Origin of the sequence: Bacillus sp. SW14, from assembly GCF_047608225.1 — a bacterium.
GTDB classification, from domain to species: domain Bacteria; phylum Bacillota; class Bacilli; order Bacillales; family Bacillaceae; genus Bacillus; species Bacillus subtilis_G.
In genome coordinates, this window is the sequence record NZ_JBLKRW010000001.1 from 3524314 (window position 1) to 3546629 (window position 22316).

Here is a 22316-nt window from a genome sequence, read left to right on the forward strand (position 1 = left end):
AAACCCGCCTGCTGAAGGGCGGGTTTTTTACTGCCATTTTTTCTGAACGATTCTCAAAAGCTCTCTTTCTTTTAAAATGAGCTGTAATGGCGATGTGAATTCGTTAAGTGTCAGCTCTCTTTTCGCCGATAGCTCAAAGTCTTCCTCGTCAGCCCATGCGGTGAACCACTCGACAGAAAAGCTGTTTTTCATGACGCTGTGTATGTATTGATACAATGCCTGTAAACACTTCTGATCATATTCGTCAGGCTGTGTCTTATCCATGGCAAACGTCCCCTCTTCAGCATGAACCATCACCTGATATGGCAATCGTAAATGAACGGATACATTCTCAGCTTCTTCAAAATAAATCCCCGCCGCGCCTATGCCTGACCGAAGCGGATGCCCTTTCCGCGAATGCCGTTCTTGCTGCCTGAAAAAACCGGTTTCTAAAGGCGTTTTAGCCGTTAAATAGTAAAATTGTGTCATAAAGGCTATCCTTTCCTGCACCATTTCGATTATGATGCCATTATAACGAATAACACATACTGACAGTAAAGGGGTATAACATGATCATCGAAAAAAAGAATTCAATGTAAATGGGCTTCAGTATACTATTCGATCAGCTCGTGTAGAAGACGCACAAAAGCTGTCTGCCTTAAGGCTGAAGATTGATGGTGAAACGGAATACATGGATCGAGAGAAGGGCGAGGATTTTATAGATGAACCGGATTTTGAACAACGGATAAAGGAAGATACTGAGAAAAAGAGAAACTTATTTTTAGTGGCTGAATTGCAGGAAAGGCTCGCGGGGTTTTCCAGATGTGAGGGAACTGATTTAAAGCGATCCTCTCATAAAGCGGAGTTCGGAGTATGCGTGTTAAAAGAATTTTGGGGCTATGGCATCGGGAAGCATCTTTTACAGCAGACCCTCTCTTGGGCGGATACCATCGGAATGAAAAAAATCTCACTGAATGTCCTGGAAACAAACGAGAGAGCCATTTCACTTTATAAAAAATACGGATTTGAAGCAGAAGGAATCTTAAAAAAGGAGAAATTGCTTTCTGACGGAAACTACTACAATACGGTTGTAATGGGAAGATTCCACGATTAAAAAAAGACACTGCCTCACGAGCAGTGTCTTTCGTTTTAATGTCCCGCCTTAACTCCGGCAAGATGTTTACGTCCCATGAGAAGGACAAGCATGCCGACAAAAACGACAACTCCGCCTACCGTATACGGTGTGCTTGCGGTGAAGTGTTCTGACAGCATTCCCGCAATCCACGGAGCGAGCGCGCCGCCGATGAAGCGGACTGAGCTGTAGGCTGAAGACGCGATTGAACGTTCAACCGGCGCAGAACCCATCACAGCGGTTGTCATGATCGTATTCACCATACCGAGGACAGCACCGGCGACAACGATACATGTAATAATCAAAGTCTGATGGTCTGTCCAGATCCCCATGATCATGAGAATGACTGCAAAGGCGATAAAGAGAACGACAAGCGAACGCACTGTGCCCAGCGCTTTATGCAAGATTGGCGCCGTAAAGACTGATGTAATGGCTAACAGCAGTCCCCATCCAAAAAAGACATATCCGAGACCGTGTTCATCTAAATCCAGCACGAACGGAGAATAAGCAAGCAAAATAAAAAATCCAAAGTTGTATAAGAACGCAGATACCGCCATCGTCAGCAGGCCTTTATATTTGAGCGCCTTCATCGCATCAAACATACCGACTCGTTTCGCCGGTTTCGGCAATTTCGGCAGCATCAAAGAAATCGCGATTAACGCAATAAACATCAGGACAGATACGCCGAAGAACGGTGCGCGCCATGAGATGCTTCCGAGTTCTCCGCCTGCAAGCGGTCCGACTGAAATCCCGAGACCGAGCGCCGCCTCATACAAAATAATCGCTTGAGCGCTGCCCCCGACAGACACACCGACAATAACCGCAAGCGCTGTTGAAATAAACAATGCGTTTCCTAATCCCCAGCCGCCGCGATAGCCGACTAGCTGTGCAATTGAGCTTGAGCCGCCGCCAAGCCCCGCAAACACAATAATAAAAATAAGTCCGAGAATTAATGTCCATTTCGCGCCAATGCGGCTGGAAATGGCTCCTGAGAAAAACATCATAAATCCAGTTACAAGCAAATAACTTGTAAACAAGAGTGATACTTCACTAGGTGAAGCATGTAATTGTGCGGCAATTGCCGGAAGAATTGGATCGACCAGCCCGATTCCCATAAAGGAAATCACACAGGCAAACGCGACAGCCCATACCGCTTTCGGCTGACTGAGCAAGCCCGGCTTCTGATTCACTTGTGTTGTCTTATCCATTTGACTTGACCTCCATTTTTATTCCATTAAAAGAAACGCTACAAAATAGCGTTTGGAAAATTTTTCATTCGATTGATTGAATGGCACGTTCCGCTTTATTTTTCATGCCTTGCAGGCGTTCTTTAAAGCTTTGGAATGTACGGATTTTCTCATCAATCAAATCCAGCTGGTGATTCAGGCTTTCCTGAATTTCCTCCAGTTTTTCTTTCCGTTCCTTAGGATCCAGTGACAACAAATACCCCTCTTTGTTTAACTCTAACTGGCGGCTGGTTTCCATGAAATGCTGAAGCTCCTGAAGAGAAAACCCGAGCACCTCTTTTGTGCTGATGACTTTTTCAAGCTCCTCCATATCATCCTCTGAATAAAGCCTTACGCCGCCGTCTGTCCGTTTCGGCGCGGGAATCAAGCCGATTTCTTCATAAAATCGGATGGTACGCTTAGTCAGCCCGCTTCTTTTGGCTACTTGATCAATCTTCATCCATTCCAAGGTAAATCCCCCTTCGCCGTTTCTATTACCATTATACACCTTTTGAACCTTAACGTAAACGTAAAGGTTTGAAATACAATAAAAAAACGAGTGGCACAAAGCACTCGTTCTTCACCTTCCTATTTAAGCTAAACTTCCTGTCACTGACAGAGACTGCTTTTGAAGGCTTTCAGAAAGCAATTGATACGCAATGACTTTCTTCTTGTATTGTTTGACGACGTCGATATGGTCGTCATAGCTGTATACAAACAGTTTCACATCTTTTTTGCCTTTTTTCGTATCTATCACCAGCGGCGTGCCGCCGTTTTCCGGATATAAATAACGCTCTTCGTCACCTGGGTAAATATAATATTTCTCCAAAAAGACAGCTTCGTTAAATTGATCAATCACTTTCTGTTTCTCTTCATCTTCGAGACGTTTTCCATCTAGAGAGAGAACAGCATTTTCGTCACTCAGCTTGGCGTGCACCGCGAATTTGCTGAGCAGCCACTCCATGACGCCTGTTGGCAGACAGGTTAATACGATTTTTACCAGACTCATGAGGATTAACATCACGATCGTCCATGTCATACTTTATCATCTCCGTTGGTTTTCCGTGTGCCGCTGACACACAATTCCATCCTATCATAAGCTGGCCGGTTCGTTTTTGTACATTATGTGAAAAAAGCGCGGCACCTGCGGGCCGCACTTTTTTCAGCTTTCCAGCTCTTCTATCATGAGGGACAATTCTGTCCACCGGTCCATGGCAGCCTCAAGCTCTTCCGCTGTTTTTGCCTGCTCGGCCATCAGCTCTTGGATTTTTCCAAAATCGCTGCCTGCTGCGGCGATGTCAACTTCGAGCTGCTCATGCTTTTCTTCTAGCCGGGCAATTTTATCTTCGATGCCGTCCCATTCAAGCTGATCTTTGTAAGAAAGCTTTTTTCGTTTTTTCTTCGGCTCGGCTTCAGCAGGTTTTGCTTCAGCAGCCGGTTTTTCAGCTGTTTTTTTCGTTTTTGACTCCTCCATATAATCGCTGTAGGAGCCTTGGAAGCGGGAAATGACGCCATTTCCTTCAAACACAATCAAACGATCGACGACACGGTCAAGGAAGTAGCGATCATGGGATACAGTGATGACGACACCGGGGAACTGGTCAATATAATCCTCCAGAACGCTTAATGTTTCAGTATCCAAATCGTTCGTCGGCTCATCGAGAAACAGGACATTCGGCTCCTGCATGAGAACCTGAAGCAAGTATAAACGGCGTTTTTCTCCGCCGGACAGCTTGCGGATATACGTCTGCTGCATCGAACGCGGAAAGAGGAAACGCTCGAGCATTTGTTCAGCTGTAATGATATCACCTTCCGCTGTTTTGACGATTTCCGCCGTTGCTTTTATATATTCAATGACCTTTATCTCGCCTTTCATTTCACTATGATCCTGCGTATAGTAGCCGATTCTGACCGTCTGTCCGATCGTAATATGGCCGCTGTCAGGAGTATGCCGGCCGGCAAGGGTGTTTAACAGCGTTGTTTTTCCGATGCCGTTCGGCCCGATAATCCCAATCCGTTCACCCGGTATGACCAGTTCATGAAAGCGGTCGACAAGCTTGCGGCCGTCATAAGCGATCATCACATTCTCCGCTTCAATGACCTGTTTGCCAAGACGATGGGAGCCAATCGCAAAGTCGAGTGAGCCCGATGACTGAGTGCCTTTCTGCTCCTTAAGCGCCTCCACTCGGTCAATTCTTGCCTTTTGTTTTGTGGAACGGGCTTTCGCTCCCCGTCTCAGCCAAGCCAGTTCGCGGCGCAGCAGGTTTTGGCGCTTCGTTTCCTTTTGCTCAGCCTGCGCTTCCCGTTCCGCGCGTTTTTCTAAAAACACTTCATAGTTGCCTTTGTACGTGTAGAGGCTGCCTCGTTCGAGCTCATAAATGCGGTTCGTGACACGATTTAAGAAATACCTGTCGTGCGTCACCAGCATAACAGAGCCGGGATATTGACTTAAATATCCTTCAAGCCACTCAATTGTTTCATTATCCAAATGGTTCGTCGGCTCGTCTAAAATGAGCAGATCAGCGGGCTGAATTAAGTTTTTGGCAATGGCCACCCGTTTTTTCTGACCGCCTGAAAGCTCGTTGACCGGCTTTGTTACGTCGTTGACGCCCAGCTTAGACAATACGGTTTTCGCCAGGGTGTTCGCATCCCACGCGTTGTTCGCGTCCATTTTTGCCTGCGCCGCCAGCAGGTGCTTCTGGCGCTGTTCATTTTCCGGATCTTCGCCCAGTTCATACAGCGCTTTTTCATATTCACGCAAGGTTTTCATCACAGCCGATTCACCGGAATAGATATGCTCCAGCACAGTTTGTCCCGCAGGCAGCTCCGGGTCTTGATGAAGAAATTCGACGTGCACGCTGCCGGATTTCGTGATGTCTCCCTCTTCGATAGATTCCAAGCCGGCGATCACTTTCAGCAGCGTTGATTTTCCTGTTCCGTTCGGTCCGATCAATCCGATTCTCTCATTCTCTTCAATATGAAAGGAGATATGGTCAAATAATGTTTTATCTCCGTATGTTTTATACAGATTTTCCGCTTTTAATATACTCATGATTCCTATCAATCCTCACGTAAGTTCATGTGTACATTTTAAATCAGCCGCTGGAATAAAACTAGTAAAACGTCAGACAAATTTCATGGAAATGCAGGATAGAAAAAGACCGGGGACGTTTGTCCCCGGTCTCTTATTCTTCCTCAAGCGCGTTTTCTGCCATTTTTGCGAGATGCTGCGCGCTTCCTGAAATCTCCTGCATCGTGGCGGAAATTTGTTCAACGGCAGCGGCTTGTCCATCTGTATGCTGATTAATCGACTCAATGGATTCCTCCAGCCCTTTCAGCAGGCTGTGGATTTTTTTCGTGATCTGGTCAATCTGGCCGACATTTTCTTTCGAATGCGTTGCAAGCTTTCTGATTTCATCTGCGACGACAGAGAAGCCTTTTCCGTACTCGCCCGCTCTCGCCGCTTCGATCGCGGCGTTTAAGCCGAGCAGATTGCTTTGGTCAGAGATGCCTTTCACGGTTACTGAAATATCGGCGATTTCACCCGCGCTTTCGCTGACCTTTTTCGCCTGGGAGGAAATCCCCGTCATTTGAGATGAAAATCCGTTGATTGAATCAGAAATATCGGAAATCGCTGCGGCTGTTTGTTCAACAATGGCTGATAAGCTTTCCGCCACATCATGCAGCTTAGACGACTCCTCAAGGCTCGTTCCGAGGCCGACGCCCCCAATCACTCTTCCATTTTCGTCGTGGAGCGGGATGGCGCGTGCGATCAATGGAAATCCGAACAATTCTTTCGGAACCATGCTCGTCTTCTTCTGATTGCTGCGGATGGCGTCTGTGATAATATCCCCTTCCTGCAGCGGATCACCAGCTTTTACGTTTAGAGAAAAGGTTTTGGCCGGTATATTCACGAGCAGTTTTTCCGTATCGTAAATGCCGATTGTGATATCATCCTGTATCAGGCTGTTTAAATATGGGGCTACTTTGACAAACGCGTCCAGAAGGTCTGCGGTTTCTTTTTCCGTTCTTATGCTCAATTCCATTCACTCCTTTTCTTAATAAGGGAAGCTGCGTTTTTCGTGCTGGACCGAGATCCATTTCAGTGTCGTAAATTCTTCAAGGCTCCATTCTCCGTTCAAACGGCCGAGACCGGATTGCTTTTCACCGCCGAAGGCCACATTCGGTTCATCATTGATGGTCGTGTCATTGACATGAATCATGCCTGTTTCAACTCGCTTCGCAAAAGCCACGCCGCGCTCAAGATTTGATGTATGTACAGCACCGCTCAAGCCAAACGGGGTTTCGTTTGCGATATCCACCGCCTCATCTTCTGAAGCAAACTTCATAAAGGAGACGACAGGTCCGAACAGCTCTTCCTTGGCGATGCTCATGAACGGTTTCACGTCTTTTAAGATCGTTGGCTCCACGATCGTCCCGTTAAATCCGCCCAGTTTCACTGGAACAGCGCCTTCTTCAATCGCTTGCTCCACAGATTTCATCAGCCCGTCCGTCTGTCTGCTGTTGATTAATGGTCCGATAATCGTGTCAGGGTCCATCGGATCGCCGACTTTCAGCGATTCCACTTTTGCCTGATACAGCTCTAGGAACTTGTCATAAATAGAAGAATGAACAAGCACCCGGTTGGCTGACATGCAAATCTGTCCTTGGTGTGTAAATCGGCTGAACACCGCCGCATTGACCGCATATTCAATATCAGCATCCTCAAGCACGATGAAGGCGCTGTTGCCGCCGAGTTCAAGAAGCGGCTTTTTAAAATGCTTCATCGCAAGCTGGCCGATGTAGCTGCCGACTTTCGTAGAACCTGTAAATGAGATGATACGCGGCACGGGGTGTTCGACAAAGCTGTCTCCGATTTCTGCAATGTCGGTGACAACGACATTCAGCAGCCCCTCTGGAATTCCCGCGTTCTCAAAGATTTTTGCAATCAGCGTACCGCCGCAAATCGGAGTTTCCTCATGCGGCTTTAACACGACGCCATTGCCGGCTCCGAGTGCGGGCGCCACTGATTTCATAGATAAAAAGAATGGGAAGTTAAATGGACTGATGACGCCGACAACACCTGCCGGCACGCGATATAATCTATTTTCCTTGCCGTCTATTGTTGACGGAAGAATTTTCCCTTCCATACGGACAGGGAACGTTGCCGCTTCTTTCATGATGTTTTTGACAAGCCCGATTTCAAAGGCCGCTTTAAGCCTTGTTCCGCCAAGCTCTTCCATAATTAAATAAATGATGGCTTCTTCGTTCTCTTCAATATATGTGACGGCTTTTTCTAAAATGGTTCTTTTCTCGAACGGATTCACCGCATCCCATTTTTTCTTCGCCAGCGCCGCTGCCCGATACGCTTCATCTACATCGTCAGCAGTCGCTTTTTTGAAGGCTGTGAATGTTTTTTGAGTATAAGGATTTTTGTTTTCCAATACATTTGGGCTGCTGCCTTCCTGCCATTTCCCGCCGATAAACTGTTTATTCAACTCTTCATATTGAAACATGGTCAGCATCTCCTTTTTAACCGCAAGTCAAAATATGGGCGAATCTATTGTTTCTATCGGTTCAGCCTGCATAAAATTGAATATCTAATTAGTAAAAATTACTATCCTGTGATACACCAACGCTTTTTTGCTTCTATCATCTAAAGTGGAAAAATATTTTATTGACTGCACCAAATTTCGACAATATAATACAACAAGAATTGGCTATAATGATTAGAATATTTTGAATTTTTCAGGAGGAACTTTTGATGAGTTCATTATTTAGAAAAAAAACGCTCGTAACATTGAGTGAGCAGAGCAAGTCAAAAAGCCTTGCTCGTACGTTAAGCGCATTTGATTTAACCTTGCTCGGTATCGGTTGTGTCATCGGTACAGGGATTTTTGTCATAACAGGAACAGTGGCCGCGACCGGCGCAGGTCCCGCCCTCATCATATCGTTTATTTTAGCGGGGCTCGCCTGCGCGCTCGCTGCCTTCTGCTATGCTGAATTTTCGTCTTCGATTCCGATTTCGGGAAGCGTGTACTCATACTCCTACGTGACACTCGGAGAGCTGCTTGCCTTTTTGATCGGATGGGATCTCATGCTTGAATATGTCATTGCGCTGTCGGCTGTTGCCACCGGCTGGTCTTCATACTTTCAATCACTGCTTGCCGGCTTCAACCTTCATATTCCGGCCGCATTGGCAGGGGCGCCAGGGAGCACGCCGGGCGCCGTGTTTAATCTTCCGGCCGCAGTGATCATTCTCATCATCACTGCGATTGTCAGCCGGGGCGTCAAAGAAAGCACACGGTTTAACAACGTCATCGTGCTGATGAAAATCGGGATCATTTTATTGTTCATTATTGTCGGCATCGGTTATGTCAAACCGGATAACTGGTCTCCTTTTATGCCGTTCGGGATGAAAGGCGTCATTGTCAGCGCGGCAACTGTATTCTTCGCGTATCTCGGATTTGACGCGGTTTCTAACGCTTCAGAGGAAGTGAAAAACCCGCAAAAAAACATGCCCGTCGGCATTATTTCAGCTCTTGCCGTCTGTACGGTTCTATACATCACGGTATCGCTTGTGCTGACAGGCATGATGCCTTATACCAAATTGGATGTCGGAGATCCGGTGTCCTTTGCGCTTAAATTCGTCGGCCAAGATGCTGTTGCAGGAATTATTTCTGTCGGTGCCATTATCGGGATTACGACGGTTATGCTCGCTTTGCTGTACGCTCAGGTCCGCTTGACATTTGCCATGAGCAGAGACGGCCTTCTGCCTGGATTGTTCGCAAAGGTTCATCCGTCGTTTAAAACCCCGTTCCGCAACACATGGCTGACAGGTATCGTTGCGGCGGGAATCGCCGGCTTTATCAACCTCGGAACGCTGGCTCATCTGGTGAACATGGGAACGCTGGCCGCGTTTACGGTCATTTCCATCGCTGTTATCGTATTAAGAAAAAAACATCCGGAAATTAAAGCGTCCTTCAGGGTGCCGTTCGTTCCGGTTGTGCCGATTATCAGCGCAGGCATCTGCCTTTGGTTCATGTACAGCCTTCCCGGCGTCACATGGCTTTCATTTGCCATCTGGATCGCAATTGGAACGCTGGTTTATTTCCTGTATTCGAGAAAACACAGCTTATTAAACAAATAATCTCTTTTCAGCCGGCGGTGCCTCACCAGCCGGCTTTTTCCTTTTTTTATGTGCTATACTTTGAAGGACATATGCAGAAAGGGAGACAAACCGATGAAACAATACCGCACTTTATTATTTGATGTAGATGATACCATCCTTGATTTTAGAGCGGCAGAAGCATTAGCGCTGCGTTTGCTGTTTGAAGATCAGAACATTCCTTTAACAGATGAAATGAAGACGCAGTATAAAACAATCAATCAAGGTCTCTGGAGAGCCTTTGAAGAAGGAAAAATGACACGGGATGAAGTCGTGAACACCCGTTTTGCCGCTTTGTTCAAGGAATACGGTTATGAGGCGGACGGCGCCTTGCTTGAGCAAAAATACCGCAGCTTTCTTGAAGAAGGGCATCAGCTTGTTGACGGCGCCTTTGATCTCATCTCAAACCTGCAGCATCAGTTTGATTTGTATATCGTGACAAACGGCGTGTCTAAGACGCAGTACAAGCGCCTCCGTGATTCAGAATTATTTCCGTTTTTTAAAGATATTTTCGTATCTGAAGACACAGGCTACCAAAAGCCAATGAAGGAATATTTCGATTACGTGTTTGAACGGATTCCCTCATTTTCAGCAGAACACGCATTAATTATCGGTGATTCGCTGACTGCCGATATCAAAGGCGGACAGCTCGCCGGGCTTGATACTTGCTGGGTTAACCCTGACATGAAGCCGAATAAGTCAGAAACAGTGCCAACTTATGAGATTCGTAAGCTTGAAGAGCTGTATCACATTTTGAATATCAAAAATAACGTCAGCTGCTCATTAGGCTGATGTTTTTCTTTTTAGAAGAGTCTTTTTACCTCTTGATAAATTCTTCACCTTATGAATAATATGGTGGTATGCTTTGGTTATATATGTAAGGAGGAGACTCAATTGGCTATCGCCGCCCCGTTAAAAGAAAAAAACGTTCAAAAACCAGGCACCACGGTGTATCCGATTTTGGTGATCATTGGAATCTGCCATATGCTCAACGATTCGCTGCAAGCCGTGATTCCGGCCATGTTCCCTATTTTGGAACGTTCCATGAGCCTGACGTTTACACAGCTCGGCATCATCGCTTTCACATTAAACATGGTGTCATCTGTGATGCAGCCTGTCGTCGGCTGGTATACCGATAAACAGCCGCTGCCTTACGCGCTGCCAATCGGCCTGACCGCCAGCATGCTCGGCATTTTGGGCCTTGCATTTGCCCCCTCATTCATAACGATCTTATGCTGTGTGTTTTTCATCGGATTAGGCTCGGCCATTTTCCATCCGGAAGGCTCCCGTGTGGCGTATATGGCCGCCGGCACAAAACGCGGGCTCGCCCAATCGATCTATCAGGTAGGCGGAAACTCGGGCCAGGCAATGGCACCTCTGATCACCGCGCTGATCCTTGTGCCGCTCGGGCAATTCGGCGCCGTTTGGTTCACGCTTGTCGCCGCGCTTGCTGTTATGTTTCTGCTTTATATTGCGAAATGGTACGCCGCACGTCTCGGAAGCCTTCCCCAGAAGTCCGGCAAACAAAAGAAAACAGCTGAAAACACGGCCATTACCAAGTCTGTTATTTCTGCTCTTATCATGATTATATTTTTAATTTTTGCGCGTTCTTGGTATACGAGTGCGATCGGCAACTTTTACACGTTTTACGCAATAGAGACATATCACGTAAGCATCCAGCAGGCGCAGAGTTATATTTTTGTCTTTTTGCTGTTCGGCGCTATCGGCACGTTTGTCGGCGGCCCGCTCGCAGATCGTTTCGGAAAACGCTTCGTGATCCTCTGTTCGCTTCTGTGCTCGGCGCCGCTGGCGATTTTTCTTCCATTTGCAGGACCTGTGCTCGCCTATGGCGTGCTCGCATTGATCGGCTTAGTGCTGATGTCGAGCTTTTCAGTAACGGTTGTCTACGCACAGGAGCTAGTTCCCGGAAAAATCGGCACAATGTCCGGTTTGACTGTCGGGCTCGCCTTCGGGATGGGCGCGATTGGCGCTGTAGCGCTGGGCGCTCTGATTGACGCCGCGGGACTGACCCCGACGATGATTGCCACCGCCTTTCTACCTGTCCTCGGCATCCTTGCCTTCTTATTGCCGAGCGATCAGAAACTGAGAGAGTGGCATAAGTGAGCACCAACGCGCAGGACTGACAACGAATGCGAGGGTTTGTCGACACGCTGAAAAATCCCTGCCATGCGGCAGGGATTTTTTAATCGAGCTGTACAAAATGAGTATCCGGCACCGCGTGCTTTGGAATAAAACCGTCCGCAAAGTCCGGGAACGCAGCCTGTATTTCGTCAATCCATCTTTTCAGGTTTAACACATACGGCATATAAATCATTTCAATTGCCGCTTCGTCTTCAATCCGATAATACCAGCAAAGATTAAACTCTTTTTCCGTCACCAATGTAAACCCGGAGAAATGATAGAACACCAGCGGCGTTTCATCGACATACACGCGGCCTTCCTTTTGTCCGACCTTATAGTTTTCGATATTCCAAAGCGCTGTATTGGCCCCGATTGATTTGACAACATGCACATCCTTATACTGCGACGGCCACTTCTCCACATACCTTTGGTCACCGTATGTCTTTCGTTCCGTATTCATTTCTACTGTACAAAATTCAATGCAGTCCTGTCTCCACTGCCACACCGCTTCATATGCTTCTTTCGTATTCGCGGCACCGACAAAGCCTGTGTTAAAGCGGCCGGTCCGCTCATAGTAGGACAGGAACCGCGGCGAGTTCCGGTGATCAGTCAAATATAGAGAAGCCGCTGGGTTTTCGGCAAAAATACATGCCGGATCAGAAAAGAAAAACAGATCGGTATCCATATGGGCAAAGTATTCCGCATCATTCCATTTACTCATAACATGGAACAAAAAAGCGGGTTTTAATGTCCAGCAATATTCGTGAAACGTTCGATTGCTTTTCGCTTTCAGCAGCTCCGGGTCTTCCATTTCATGCAGCTGCACAAAGGTCACATGCTCCCATGGCACGTGCTGAAGCAACTCATACGCTTTTTGATCGACACACAGCACATACAAATGAAAATCATCGCAATGCTCATGGAGCGAATGAATCATCGGCATGAGCTTAAAGATATGCGTCCTTGACACTATTGTTGAAAAATGAAATGTACTCACCATACCACATCCAATTATCTAAGATCCACGTGCAGCAAATCGTTGACAAGCGCATACAGCGCGTTGGCGAAATCATTTACGCCAAGCTTTTTCTTTGCTTTTGGCAGAAGCTTGCGGACAGTTTGTAAATCAAAGTTTTTCGCCATCACCCTAGGGGCTTTCTTTTGCCAATCCGGGTCAATGTTGCGTTCTTTGACAACATGAAGCAGCTCAAGAAACAGATTCAGCAGCATGTCGTATTTGCGAGCTTCCAAAAGCTTTTGAATATCAGCCATGATGCCGTTCGTCATGTCAGGCGGGAACGGCCCGTTAAAAGCGAGATGAACGTCTAAGGAGCGGATGTTGTTGTATTTATCGCACATGTAGGCAATATTTGCCCGAATATCGTCTACCGACTTACAATTGCTCGGGTGCTCTTGATGAACACTGACAATATCGCGATGCAGCCTGAACGACAGTCCGGCCTGATGAAGCCTGATTCCGAGGTCATAATCCTCAAACCCGTACCGTACAATGCCTTCATCAAATAAACCGAGGTCAGTCACATGCTTGCGTTTGACAGAGGAATTATTCGTGATAAAAAAGCGCCATGGCATATGGTAGCCTTTCAGGTCATCGCCGTACTCATCTAAAATCCGCTTGAGCACGTCAATAAAGTCGGTATCAAGGTCGAAGCTTTTGTCCAGAAAGCTTCCGTTTTTGATGTCCTCTTCTTTCAGCAGCTTTTGTTTGTCTTTCTTCGGCATTTCGTCTACGAGCTTTGCGAGCTGTTCTTTATGTTCATCTTCAAAGCGTTCATAATAAAAACTGTAGATCCGTTTCCAAAACAAACCGCACACCACAAGATTCTCTTCGTTCTCATGGGCTTTAATATGCTTTGCCACAAGGTCTTTTGCCGCAAGCATATCGCTGTCATGAAAAATCAGGATATCACCTCTGGCATTGCGAAGCGCTTGATTTCGTCCGTACGCAATGCCCCTGTTTTCTTTAATCCGTGTAAAGATCAGCGGAAAATCTGCTTGAAATGTCTCAAGCATTGGGAGCGTCCCGTCCTCAGAGCCATTGTCTGCTACAATGACTTCAAATTCTTCATCGCACTCCTGCTGGTTTAATGACAGAAGGCTGTTATAGAGACGCTCCTTTGAATTATATGCAGGAATAATAACGCTTGCTTTCACTTCATTTTCACTTCCTGTATTTAATCATTTATTTGTTATCATCTTTTGAAGCAAAACCGTCAAATTCAGGGTCTAACGTGTTGATGTGCTGAATGATATGCGGCAGTGTTTCTTGATACAGCTCATGCACAAACGGCAGATCTGTGCGTGTTGTTTCATGAATCTGTTTGATTTCATTGATGCTGACGATTCGGTATCCGCTGAAATGGTAAAAAATCAGCGGGCTGCCATCCTCCAGCACGATCCGTCCATCCTCCCAGGAAAACGTATGCTGCCCGTAGTTCCAGTGGCCGACGTTGACACCGGGTGTCGTGATGTCACATACGTTCGAAAACAGCCCAGACATATAATCCAAATAGCCTTGATCACCGAATTTCCCTTCACCCGGGGCATTTTTACACTCCTCAAGACAGCGTTCCTTCCACCATTCCAAGCAGTCCGTGCCGTCATCATCACGCTTGAAGCTGATAAAGCCGGAGTTATATCTGCCTAAAAGGCGCTGCAGCATGACAATCTGCTCTTTTTCGAAGGAAGGGATGACGATATCACCCCGTGAAAGCAGCACCGAGCAGTCCGGCTGGTTTTCAAAAATCGGCGATGGATCGGCATAGAAAAAGAGATCCCCGTCAATATACGTCACACGCTCCAGCTCGGGATTGCTGTTCAGCACAGCTTGCAGGAAGATCGGCTTCATCGTCCAGCAGTACTCGCTTTGATCTCTTGTTTCCTTGAGCTTCAGAAGCCGTTCATTTTCGAGCGCGGCCACCGGCACAAGGTTCAGCTGCTTCATCTTCAGTTTCTGTAAGACACGGTGCGTATCTTCATCCATGCATAATGTAAATATAGGGCTGTTTGGATCAACTTGCTCCAACGACTTAAATAAGGCGACTGCCTGATATAATCTCCCTTTTGATAAAACGGTGCAATATGCGCTGGTCACAGTCATGTTCACCTCGTTTCATATTACTTTTTGAAGAATTCCATATACCACTCAATCGTTTTTTCAAGTCCCTCATCAATGGTGTAGGCCGGTGTCCAATGCAGCAGTTTTCTCGCTTTTTCCGCGGATAAATATTGATGTTTGATTTCATTGCTTCCCTGATTCAGCACCTTTGGCTTCAGGCTGCTGCTCATTTTCTTCAATATTTTTTCGACCAGTTCAAGTACGGTCAGCTGAATCTCATTGCTGAAGTTAAAGGCCTCTCCGGCAAGATTGTTTTCTTCCATTTTTTCTGCCAGAAGCAAATAAGCCTGAACGGCATCTTCGATATAAAAGTAGTCGCGGACAAATGTGCCGTCGCTGCGGATTTCCGGCGCTTCCCCGTTCAGCACAAGCTGAATCGTTTGCGGAATGATGCGGTTGAAGTTCAAATCCCCGCCGCCGTACAGGTTTCCGCAGCGCGTGATGCAGACCGGAACCCCGTATGTGTGATAATACGTGTGGCTGATCAGATCTGCGCAGCTTTTCGAGACGTCGTACGGATGTTTGCCTTGCAGCGGCATATTTTCATCGTACGGAAGGTTCTCTTGGTCGCCGTAAGCTTTATCACTTGAAGCGACAATGACCCGCTTGATTAATGGGTGCTTCCGGCAGGCTTCAAGAACATTCCACGTACCGAGGATATTCGCTTCAAAGGTGGAAATCGGGTTGCGGTTTGCCACGCCGACAATCGCTTGTGCGGCGAGGTGAAAGACTGTGTCAATTTCATACTCGCCAAGCGCGCGTTCAATCACAGGCAAGTCTTCAAGAGAGCCCCGCACGATGTTCATTTTCTTGATATGTTCTCCCTGATAAAGATTGGATTGCGGCACATGATCTCTGACAAGCCCCGTCACGTTGGCGCCCTGTTCGATCAGTTCTTTCACCAAATAGCTTCCTAAAAGACCTGTACACCCCGTGACAAATACGTTTTTATTTTTCCAGAAACTCAAATCAGTTCACCATACCTTCCATACTTGTTGTCCTTGATCCCACAGTTTGTTGACTTCTAAGAGATTTTTATACGTATCGATGGCCGTCCAAAATCCGTAATGGCGGTACACGGCAAGTTCTCCATCTTTGGCAAGGTTCTTCAGCGGTTCATCTTCGAACATCATGTTCCCGTCCTTCGGCAAATAATCGAAAACCTTGGGACTGAGAACAAAGAATCCGCCGTTGATGATTCCGTCACTCGATGTTTTCTCAGAAAATGTTTTCGCCATGCCGTCTTCAACCGTCAAGGTGCCGAACTGCGAGACTTTGTCAATGCCAGTGACAGTCGCGGCAGCACCTTTTGCCTGATGATAGCTGATGAGATGGAAAAGATTGATATTGGCCAGCCCGTCCCCATAGGTGAGCAGAAACGTTTCATCGCCGATATAGTCTTTTGCCTGCAAAATTCTTCCGGCTGTCAGCGTGTCTTCCCCTGTCTCCAAAAACGTAATTTTCCACGTTTCAGGCTGCCCCAGCATCTGCACCTCTCCCGTAGAGCTGTCGAGAGTCAGGCTGTTGTGCTTCCATTCATAATCGAGAAAGTATTCTTTGATTTTTTCTCCTTTATAGCCCAAAAGCAGAATAAACTCGTTTACTCCGTAGTACTGATAGATTTTCATAATATGCCATAGAATCGGTTTGCCGCCTATCATGGCGAGCGGTTTAGGAATGTCGTTCGTGATTTCACTCATTCTCGTTCCTTTTCCGCCGCAGAGAATGACCGCTTTCATCTCTACCCCTCATCTCTATGAATATTGAGTTCGAAACCTGGTAATCTTTACAATCTACCAAGGCGTTTCCCCGATAATTTGTCCACTTCAATACCGGTTTCAAATTCTACTGTAATGATATGAGAGAAAGCCGGCCTTGGTGACCGAATGGAATCTATTTTTTCAAGTTGGTTATGTAACCAAAAAAAGAGCCTTGAGCGAAGGCAATGTGCCCGCTCAAGGCTCTTTTTCACGTTTTATTTGATTTCTTTTTCCTTGCCGTAATGATAGTCAGAGGGATCAACGGCTTTGAAATCACTCAGTTTGTGGAATCTCAGCAAGTCTTTGTACAGGACACTGTCTGAGAGACTCAGCTGCTGGCTCACTCTTGTTTTCAGATTCTTCGTTTCTTCATTCGCTTCCAGTTTTTCACCTGTCTTCGTATCGTAAATGATATTGTCGACTGATGTGTACTTCGGCGTCACGAAGTCGCCGTTTCTGAACGCCACTGTATCATCGTGGTCTTTAGACAATAAATCAGTGCCGAAGTTGATATATTTCTGCGAATCAATACCTTGCAAGTGCAGAAGTGTCGGCATAACGTCAATTTCGCCGCCATACGTATGGTTCACTCCGCCTTTTTTGCCAGGCACGCGGATCATCAGAGGCACGCGCTGGTTCTGCGCGTTTTGGTAATCTGTAATTTCTTTTCCGAGAATCTCTTTCATCGCGCGGTTATGGTTTTCAGAAATACCGTTGTGGTCACCGTAAAGCATAATGACTGAATTGTCATAAAGGCCGGCTTCCTTCAGTTCCTTGAAGAATTGCTCAAGCGACTCGTCAAGGTAACGGGCTGTCTGGAAGTAATTATCAACTGTTTTATCACCCGTTGTCGCTTTCTTAATGGTTGCATCTTTTTCATCCAGGTTAAACGGATAATGGTGTGTCAACGTAATCAAATGCGCGTAAAACGGCTGTTTAAGAGATTCAAGTTTAGGAATCGATTCTGTAAAGAACGGCTTATCCTTGAGTCCCATATTCACGAGGTTTTCTTCAGACATGTCATAACTGCTTGCGTCGAAGAACTCGTCATATCCAATATGTTTATAAACCTGGTCACGGTTCCAGAATGATTTGTAGTCACCATGCATAACAGCGCTTGTGTAGCCTTCCTTCTGGTCTAAAATCGCCGGAAGCGACTGGTATGTGTTTTCGCCCTTCGTCACAAACGCGGAGCCTTCAGGAAGGCCGAAGATGGAGTTGTCCATTGTCAGCTCGGCATCGGATGTTTTTCCCTGGCCGGTCTGATGGAAAAAGTTATCAAAATACATCATATCTTCTGCGCCGTGTGCGAGTTTATTTAAGAAAGGCGTCACCTCTTCACCGTTCAGCTTATAATCAATCAGGAATGTCTGGAAGCTTTCCAGGTGAATCTTAATGATGTTTTTGCCTTTGGCAGAACCGAAGTACTCGGCATTCGGTTTCGCATAATGAGACGTCGTGTAATTCTCGACACTTGTTAAATCATCGCTGCTCGCGTAGGCTCTTTGCGATTCCGTTTGAGCCGTCTGCACACCGTCATAAATGGTGTAATTGTAAAGACCTAAATATTTCACGATATAATTGCGGTCAAACGTTCTTGTCAGCAGCTGCGGTCGGTCTTTTTCCGCATAGTGCAGGTTGATGAAAAACAGTGCGACCCCGGAAAGGATCACCAAAGACGCAAAGCGTTTTTTCATTTTGTATTCTTTTAATTCAGGTCTCCAGATCAATACCGCAATCAAAATCATAATATCTAAGAAATAGAAAATATCATGAGCGGCCATGATGCTGAAAATCCCGTCTCCCATGTTTCCGACGTTGCCGGACTGTTTAATGTTCGGGAACGTCAAGAAATCGTCAAAGAAACGATAGAATAAAATATTCGCGTATAACACAAATGTCATCACAAAATCGATTATCAGCATGATAATGGCTGATTTGCGCCCTTTCGCAAGCAAAGCCAGTCCTAAAAAGAAGACAGCGCTTGAGAACGGGTTAAATACCAGGAGGATCTCCTGGGTTGTGCCTTTTACCCCTAGGTTAAACTCTGCCTTGTAGGATAAATACGTTTTTGCCCAAAACAGTATAACAGCCAGCACAAAAAAGCTAAGTTTGTAAGAGAAAAGTTTCTTCATAGCAACCTCTACTTTCTTAAACACTTTAAGTCTTTATTCATATTTACATGCTCTTTATCCTGTCTTCCAATTCCTTCTTTCCAAACAAAATCAAGGCATCACACAACAAAATAAATACACCGCGGTAAGCCCGGAATATTTATGTTTTGCACCATACCATTTTTATTGCACCTATTTCAGACCAACCATTGGACGCACGAAGCCTTCGTTTCGTTTCACATTTTTTCTCGGAAATAAAAAAGACTTCTTTTTTCATGTGTGCCTTTTTTTAAAAAAATAGATACCGAGTATAAGAATAACATAAACTAGCAAAAACGAAAAATAGGTCTTATGGACAGCCCGCCCTTTAGACGGGCTGTGGTGATTGTAGCGTGATCGCAATTTTTTTGCAAGGGCAAAAAAAGACTGGATGTCTCCAGTCTTCGTGATCTATATCCCTGACCAGACATCTTTAGCATACGCGCCCGTATCCTGCAGATGTTTCAGCCAGTTTTGCGCTTCTTGTTCGCCGGTGCCATGAACAGCCTGATACGCTTTTTGCAGTGCGGCCTCCACATCTGGGGCCATTTTGCTGCCGTCGCCGCACACGTAGAGCCTGCCTCCGCGATCAAGAATTGAAATTAATGTTTCTGCATGATTAGCCATGAGATGCTGAACATACGTTTTCGGCATGCCTTCTTTTCTGGAAAAGGCTGTGTGGACAGTGGCGATTCCGTCTTTTTCAAACTGCTCAAGCTCATCCCGGTAAATAAAATCATGATCGTTCCTGCATCCAAAATAGAGATGAGCTTCGCCGAGCGTTTTTCCCTCTCGCTTTAAAGCTGCGCGCGCTTGGAGAAAACCGCGGAATGGCGCTACCCCTGTGCCCGGACCGACCATAATGATCGGAGTTTCCAGGTCTTCCGGAAGCTGAAACCGGGATTCCGGTGTGCGGATAAACATCACGACATCATCACCCGTATGGCGCTCAGCTAAGTCATTTGAAGCCACGCCCCTGTACTCGCCAAGGCCGCTCCATGCAGGACCGCGCACAACACCGACTGTAATGGATGCTTGCTCCGGATTTACCCTTGGCGAGCTAGAAATCGAGTAATATCTTGGTTTTAATGGCCGTAAAAGCTCTAAAAATCGTTCAAACGGCATGTCGCACGCTTCATATTGTTCAAGCAGATCTAGCATGGAAATCCGTTTTTTCAATATGTGTTCCTGGTAGACACCCTCTGCCGCCAGTTCTTCCAATTCGCGTTTATGAGGCGGACAGACTGTAAATGCCGCCAGCTCCCGGATTTGCGCCCTAGTGGCGGCTTCCTGCACCTCGACGCTGTAACTAAGAAGGTCTTGCAGGCTGACAGGTCGGCCTAAAGGCAAATGCCCCGCACTGCGCCCGCTTGCCGACAGTGTCACTTGGTCGGTTCCCTTCAGACCGAAGCGGTGAAGAATCCGGCTGACATTGGTTTGGCTGTTCCTCGGCAATACGCCAAGATGATCCCCCTCACGATATTCAACCTCCGGCGGCAATGCGATTTCGATATGGCGAGTGCTACGATCGCTGTCCACGGACTGGAGTTCACGATTTTCGGCGATGGATGCGTGAACCGCTTCGTACGATCGGGCCAGCGGGGACTCTCCAAGCTCTCTGACAAACTGGAGGCTCAGCGTGCTTCGTTCCTTATCGGCGTTTTCATTGAGCTCCAGTCCGAATGCTTTGATGGCGTCCGCCCACATGCTTTTTTTCCACTCGTCAAGCTGCCCTTCAAAATCACCGCTTACATCACCTTCTCCGCGTGCAGAAAACCGAGTCGCGCCTTTCTCCGCAAGCTGCTCATCGATGAATCTCGGCACGTCCTGATACGTGCTCGCCCAGTTATGATCACCGCAGCCAAATACCGCGTAACGAACGCCCTCAAGCTCATCCGGTTTGATCTCTTGAATCCATTGCACAAACTGCCCCGCATTGCTTGGGGGTTTTCCGTTATAGGAAGAGGTCACAATGACTACCGCTCCATCTTTCGGCAGCTTTCCAATCTGGTCGTTCAGAGGCGCAACTTCAGTTCTTACGCCGTGAAGACCGGCTGTATCGGCAAGCTCCCGGGCGACGCCTTCCGCGGTGCCGGTATCAGAGCCATACAGAACGAGAAGCGGCCGGTTGTTGAGACCGATGACCGATGCGCCCTTTGCTTCCACTTTCTCTTCTTGCTCATCAGACGCCGCCTTGTCAGCTGCCGGGACGTCGGCATGAATGGCTTCCTGGTTCCGTGTTTGAACCCTGATACGAAAATCGCCCGGCTTGAGTGTCAAGGTTTGCTTGATATCAAGCTCATAATTCTCATGATCAATCAACGTGAAATATTTTAATATCATGCCCAGCACAAGTGTGGCTTCATGAAGGGCAAACTGCATACCGATACAGGCCCGCTGTCCATTTCCGAACGGTTTGTACGCATGATGTGGCACTTGGTCCTGCTGTTCGAACCGTTCTGGACGGAATTCCTCGGCATCCTCTCCCCAAGCGTCTCGATCTCGGTGAAGCTGCGGAATCAGCACAGAAATTCTATCTTTCGTCGTAATCGGGTACTTTCCGCCAATGACTGTGTCTTCCTTTGGATAAAGGCTGAAAGCCGGGGCTGTCGGCCATAAACGCAAGGATTCATTTAAAATCATCCGGATGTATTTCAGCTCAAGCACTTGTTTGTAGGTCGGCGCTGCATCCGTCAGCACCCGGTCGACCTCTTCATACGCCTTTTTCAGTTTGTCGGGATGATTCAATAAAAAGTAGATCGCAAAGGATAGCAGGCCACTTGTTGTTTCGTGCCCTGCAATTAAAAACGTAATGATTTGAAAACGGATATTTTCATCGTCAAGCTTTTCTCCGGTCTCAGGATCCTCCACCTTCAGCATGCGGGCGAGCAAATCTTTTTCATCTTGATCCCCATCCGCCTTGCGCTCCGCAATAATGCTGTCGACTAACGAAAACATCGTTTGAATATCATGATGAAATTGTCGCTTTGTCCTCACCATGAGCTTATCTTGAAAATCAAGCCGCTGCATCTGGTGCATCGCTTCATCAAGCGCGCGCGTCATGCTGTTGATAAACGGATGGGGCGTCTCTCTGTAGTAGCTGTTAAAACGATAGTTAAACCCGCACAGCCCAATCGTGTCAAGCGTCAAACGGGTCATATCCCCTGGCACATCGACTGCTTCATTCGGATTGAGCCTGGCCCACTTTTGGATGAGCTGAACAGCGATATCGACCATTTTTTCATGATAATCCTTCATTGCCCGCTGGCTGAACGTCGGCATCAGAATGTTGTGCGCTTTTCTCCAGTTAGGCTCATGCGTCCAGCTTGTAAACAATCCGTCACCCGAAAACGCGCGAACCTTCTCCAAGGCGCCTTCAATGCTTTTATCAAATCGCTCTTCATCACAAACTTCTTTCACCAATTCATGGCCGGACACCACAATGGTCGTGCCCGCAGGTGTATGGATTTGAAAAATCGGCCCCTGCTCTTCCGCCAGTTTGATCAGCGAAATCGTCGGTTTGTCTTTATCAATTAAAGGCAGGTTGCCAAGCGGCCCAAACGTCTTCGGCTGAGGAATCGGGCTTGTTTCCTTCATCGAACCATTCCTTTCCGTAT

At 46.9% G+C, this 22316-nt stretch carries 17 protein-coding genes and 1 pseudogene; 4 read left to right on the plus strand and 14 right to left on the minus strand.

What is annotated here, in order from left to right; all coding sequences use genetic code 11:
• Nucleotides 1-27: 27 nt before the first annotated feature.
• Nucleotides 28-468, minus strand: a complete 441-nt coding sequence (locus ACMX2I_RS17980) for a hypothetical protein (RefSeq protein WP_414957791.1) — start codon at nucleotides 466-468, stop codon at nucleotides 28-30.
• A 127-nt stretch (nucleotides 469-595) separates the two neighbouring features.
• Here ACMX2I_RS17980 and ACMX2I_RS17985 point away from each other — a divergent pair, with 127 nt between their 5' ends.
• On the plus strand, nucleotides 596-1093 hold the full coding sequence (locus tag ACMX2I_RS17985) for a GNAT family N-acetyltransferase (protein WP_414958357.1): 498 nt from the start codon (nucleotides 596-598) through the stop codon (nucleotides 1091-1093).
• A 35-nt stretch (nucleotides 1094-1128) separates the two neighbouring features.
• On the opposite strand, the gene ACMX2I_RS17990 is transcribed toward ACMX2I_RS17985, so the two are convergent.
• The 6 genes and pseudogenes from ACMX2I_RS17990 to yfmT all read right to left on the minus strand — a co-directional run bounded on the left by ACMX2I_RS17990 (nucleotide 1129) and on the right by yfmT (nucleotide 7853).
• The gene (locus ACMX2I_RS17990; RefSeq protein ID WP_414957793.1) at nucleotides 1129-2319 is read right to left on the minus strand and encodes an MFS transporter; all 1191 of its coding nucleotides are present in this window, start codon (nucleotides 2317-2319) and stop codon (nucleotides 1129-1131) included.
• Nucleotides 2320-2383: 64 nt separating this feature from the next.
• Entirely contained in the window at nucleotides 2384-2806 is a 423-nt protein-coding gene (locus ACMX2I_RS17995) for a MerR family transcriptional regulator (RefSeq protein WP_010330336.1), read from the minus strand.
• Between the two features lie 123 nt (nucleotides 2807-2929).
• Nucleotides 2930-3376, minus strand: a complete 447-nt coding sequence (locus ACMX2I_RS18000) for a YfmQ family protein (protein ID WP_414957795.1) — start codon at nucleotides 3374-3376, stop codon at nucleotides 2930-2932.
• Between the two features lie 123 nt (nucleotides 3377-3499).
• Nucleotides 3500-5389 carry an ABC-F family ATP-binding cassette domain-containing protein gene (locus ACMX2I_RS18005; protein ID WP_414957797.1) on the minus strand — a complete coding sequence of 630 codons (1890 nt, stop codon included), beginning with the start codon at nucleotides 5387-5389 and terminating at the stop codon, nucleotides 3500-3502.
• A gap of 133 nt (nucleotides 5390-5522) precedes the next feature.
• Nucleotides 5523-5888, minus strand: a pseudogene (locus ACMX2I_RS18010) (methyl-accepting chemotaxis protein); the annotation flags it as partial.
• Nucleotides 5889-6395: 507 nt separating this feature from the next.
• Nucleotides 6396-7853 (minus strand): benzaldehyde dehydrogenase, encoded by a 1458-nt coding sequence (gene yfmT / locus ACMX2I_RS18015; protein ID WP_289346671.1) that lies wholly within the window; start codon nucleotides 7851-7853, stop codon nucleotides 6396-6398.
• Between the two features lie 248 nt (nucleotides 7854-8101).
• Here yfmT and ACMX2I_RS18020 point away from each other — a divergent pair, with 248 nt between their 5' ends.
• From ACMX2I_RS18020 to ACMX2I_RS18030, 3 genes are all read left to right on the plus strand, one after another.
• Nucleotides 8102-9487: an amino acid permease gene (locus ACMX2I_RS18020; RefSeq protein WP_414957799.1), complete on the plus strand. Its 1386-nt coding sequence runs from the start codon at nucleotides 8102-8104 to the stop codon at nucleotides 9485-9487.
• Nucleotides 9488-9580: 93 nt separating this feature from the next.
• Nucleotides 9581-10297, plus strand: coding sequence for a YjjG family noncanonical pyrimidine nucleotidase (locus tag ACMX2I_RS18025; RefSeq protein ID WP_414957801.1), 717 nt, complete (start codon nucleotides 9581-9583; stop codon nucleotides 10295-10297).
• 102 nt (nucleotides 10298-10399) lie between these two features.
• Entirely contained in the window at nucleotides 10400-11629 is a 1230-nt protein-coding gene (locus ACMX2I_RS18030; RefSeq protein WP_414957803.1) for an MFS transporter, read from the plus strand.
• 79 nt (nucleotides 11630-11708) lie between these two features.
• On the opposite strand, the gene ACMX2I_RS18035 is transcribed toward ACMX2I_RS18030, so the two are convergent.
• The 7 genes from ACMX2I_RS18035 to cypD all read right to left on the minus strand — a co-directional run bounded on the left by ACMX2I_RS18035 (nucleotide 11709) and on the right by cypD (nucleotide 22296).
• Nucleotides 11709-12644 (minus strand): hypothetical protein, encoded by a 936-nt coding sequence (locus ACMX2I_RS18035; RefSeq protein WP_414957805.1) that lies wholly within the window; start codon nucleotides 12642-12644, stop codon nucleotides 11709-11711.
• A gap of 14 nt (nucleotides 12645-12658) precedes the next feature.
• Entirely contained in the window at nucleotides 12659-13822 is a 1164-nt protein-coding gene (locus ACMX2I_RS18040; RefSeq protein WP_414957807.1) for a glycosyltransferase family 2 protein, read from the minus strand.
• 28 nt (nucleotides 13823-13850) lie between these two features.
• Nucleotides 13851-14762 carry a putative nucleotide-diphospho-sugar transferase gene (locus ACMX2I_RS18045; RefSeq protein ID WP_333561853.1) on the minus strand — a complete coding sequence of 304 codons (912 nt, stop codon included), beginning with the start codon at nucleotides 14760-14762 and terminating at the stop codon, nucleotides 13851-13853.
• A gap of 23 nt (nucleotides 14763-14785) precedes the next feature.
• On the minus strand, nucleotides 14786-15754 hold the full coding sequence (locus ACMX2I_RS18050; protein ID WP_414957809.1) for a GDP-mannose 4,6-dehydratase: 969 nt from the start codon (nucleotides 15752-15754) through the stop codon (nucleotides 14786-14788).
• Between the two features lie 6 nt (nucleotides 15755-15760).
• Complete coding sequence (locus ACMX2I_RS18055) at nucleotides 15761-16525, minus strand: glucose-1-phosphate cytidylyltransferase (protein ID WP_414957811.1); 765 nt, start codon at nucleotides 16523-16525, stop codon at nucleotides 15761-15763.
• A gap of 236 nt (nucleotides 16526-16761) precedes the next feature.
• Nucleotides 16762-18681 carry a lipoteichoic acid synthase LtaS1 gene (gene ltaS1 / locus ACMX2I_RS18060; RefSeq protein ID WP_087992506.1) on the minus strand — a complete coding sequence of 640 codons (1920 nt, stop codon included), beginning with the start codon at nucleotides 18679-18681 and terminating at the stop codon, nucleotides 16762-16764.
• Nucleotides 18682-19110: 429 nt separating this feature from the next.
• Nucleotides 19111-22296 (minus strand): bifunctional P-450/NADPH--P450 reductase, encoded by a 3186-nt coding sequence (gene cypD / locus ACMX2I_RS18065; RefSeq protein WP_414957813.1) that lies wholly within the window; start codon nucleotides 22294-22296, stop codon nucleotides 19111-19113.
• Nucleotides 22297-22316 lie beyond the last annotated feature (20 nt).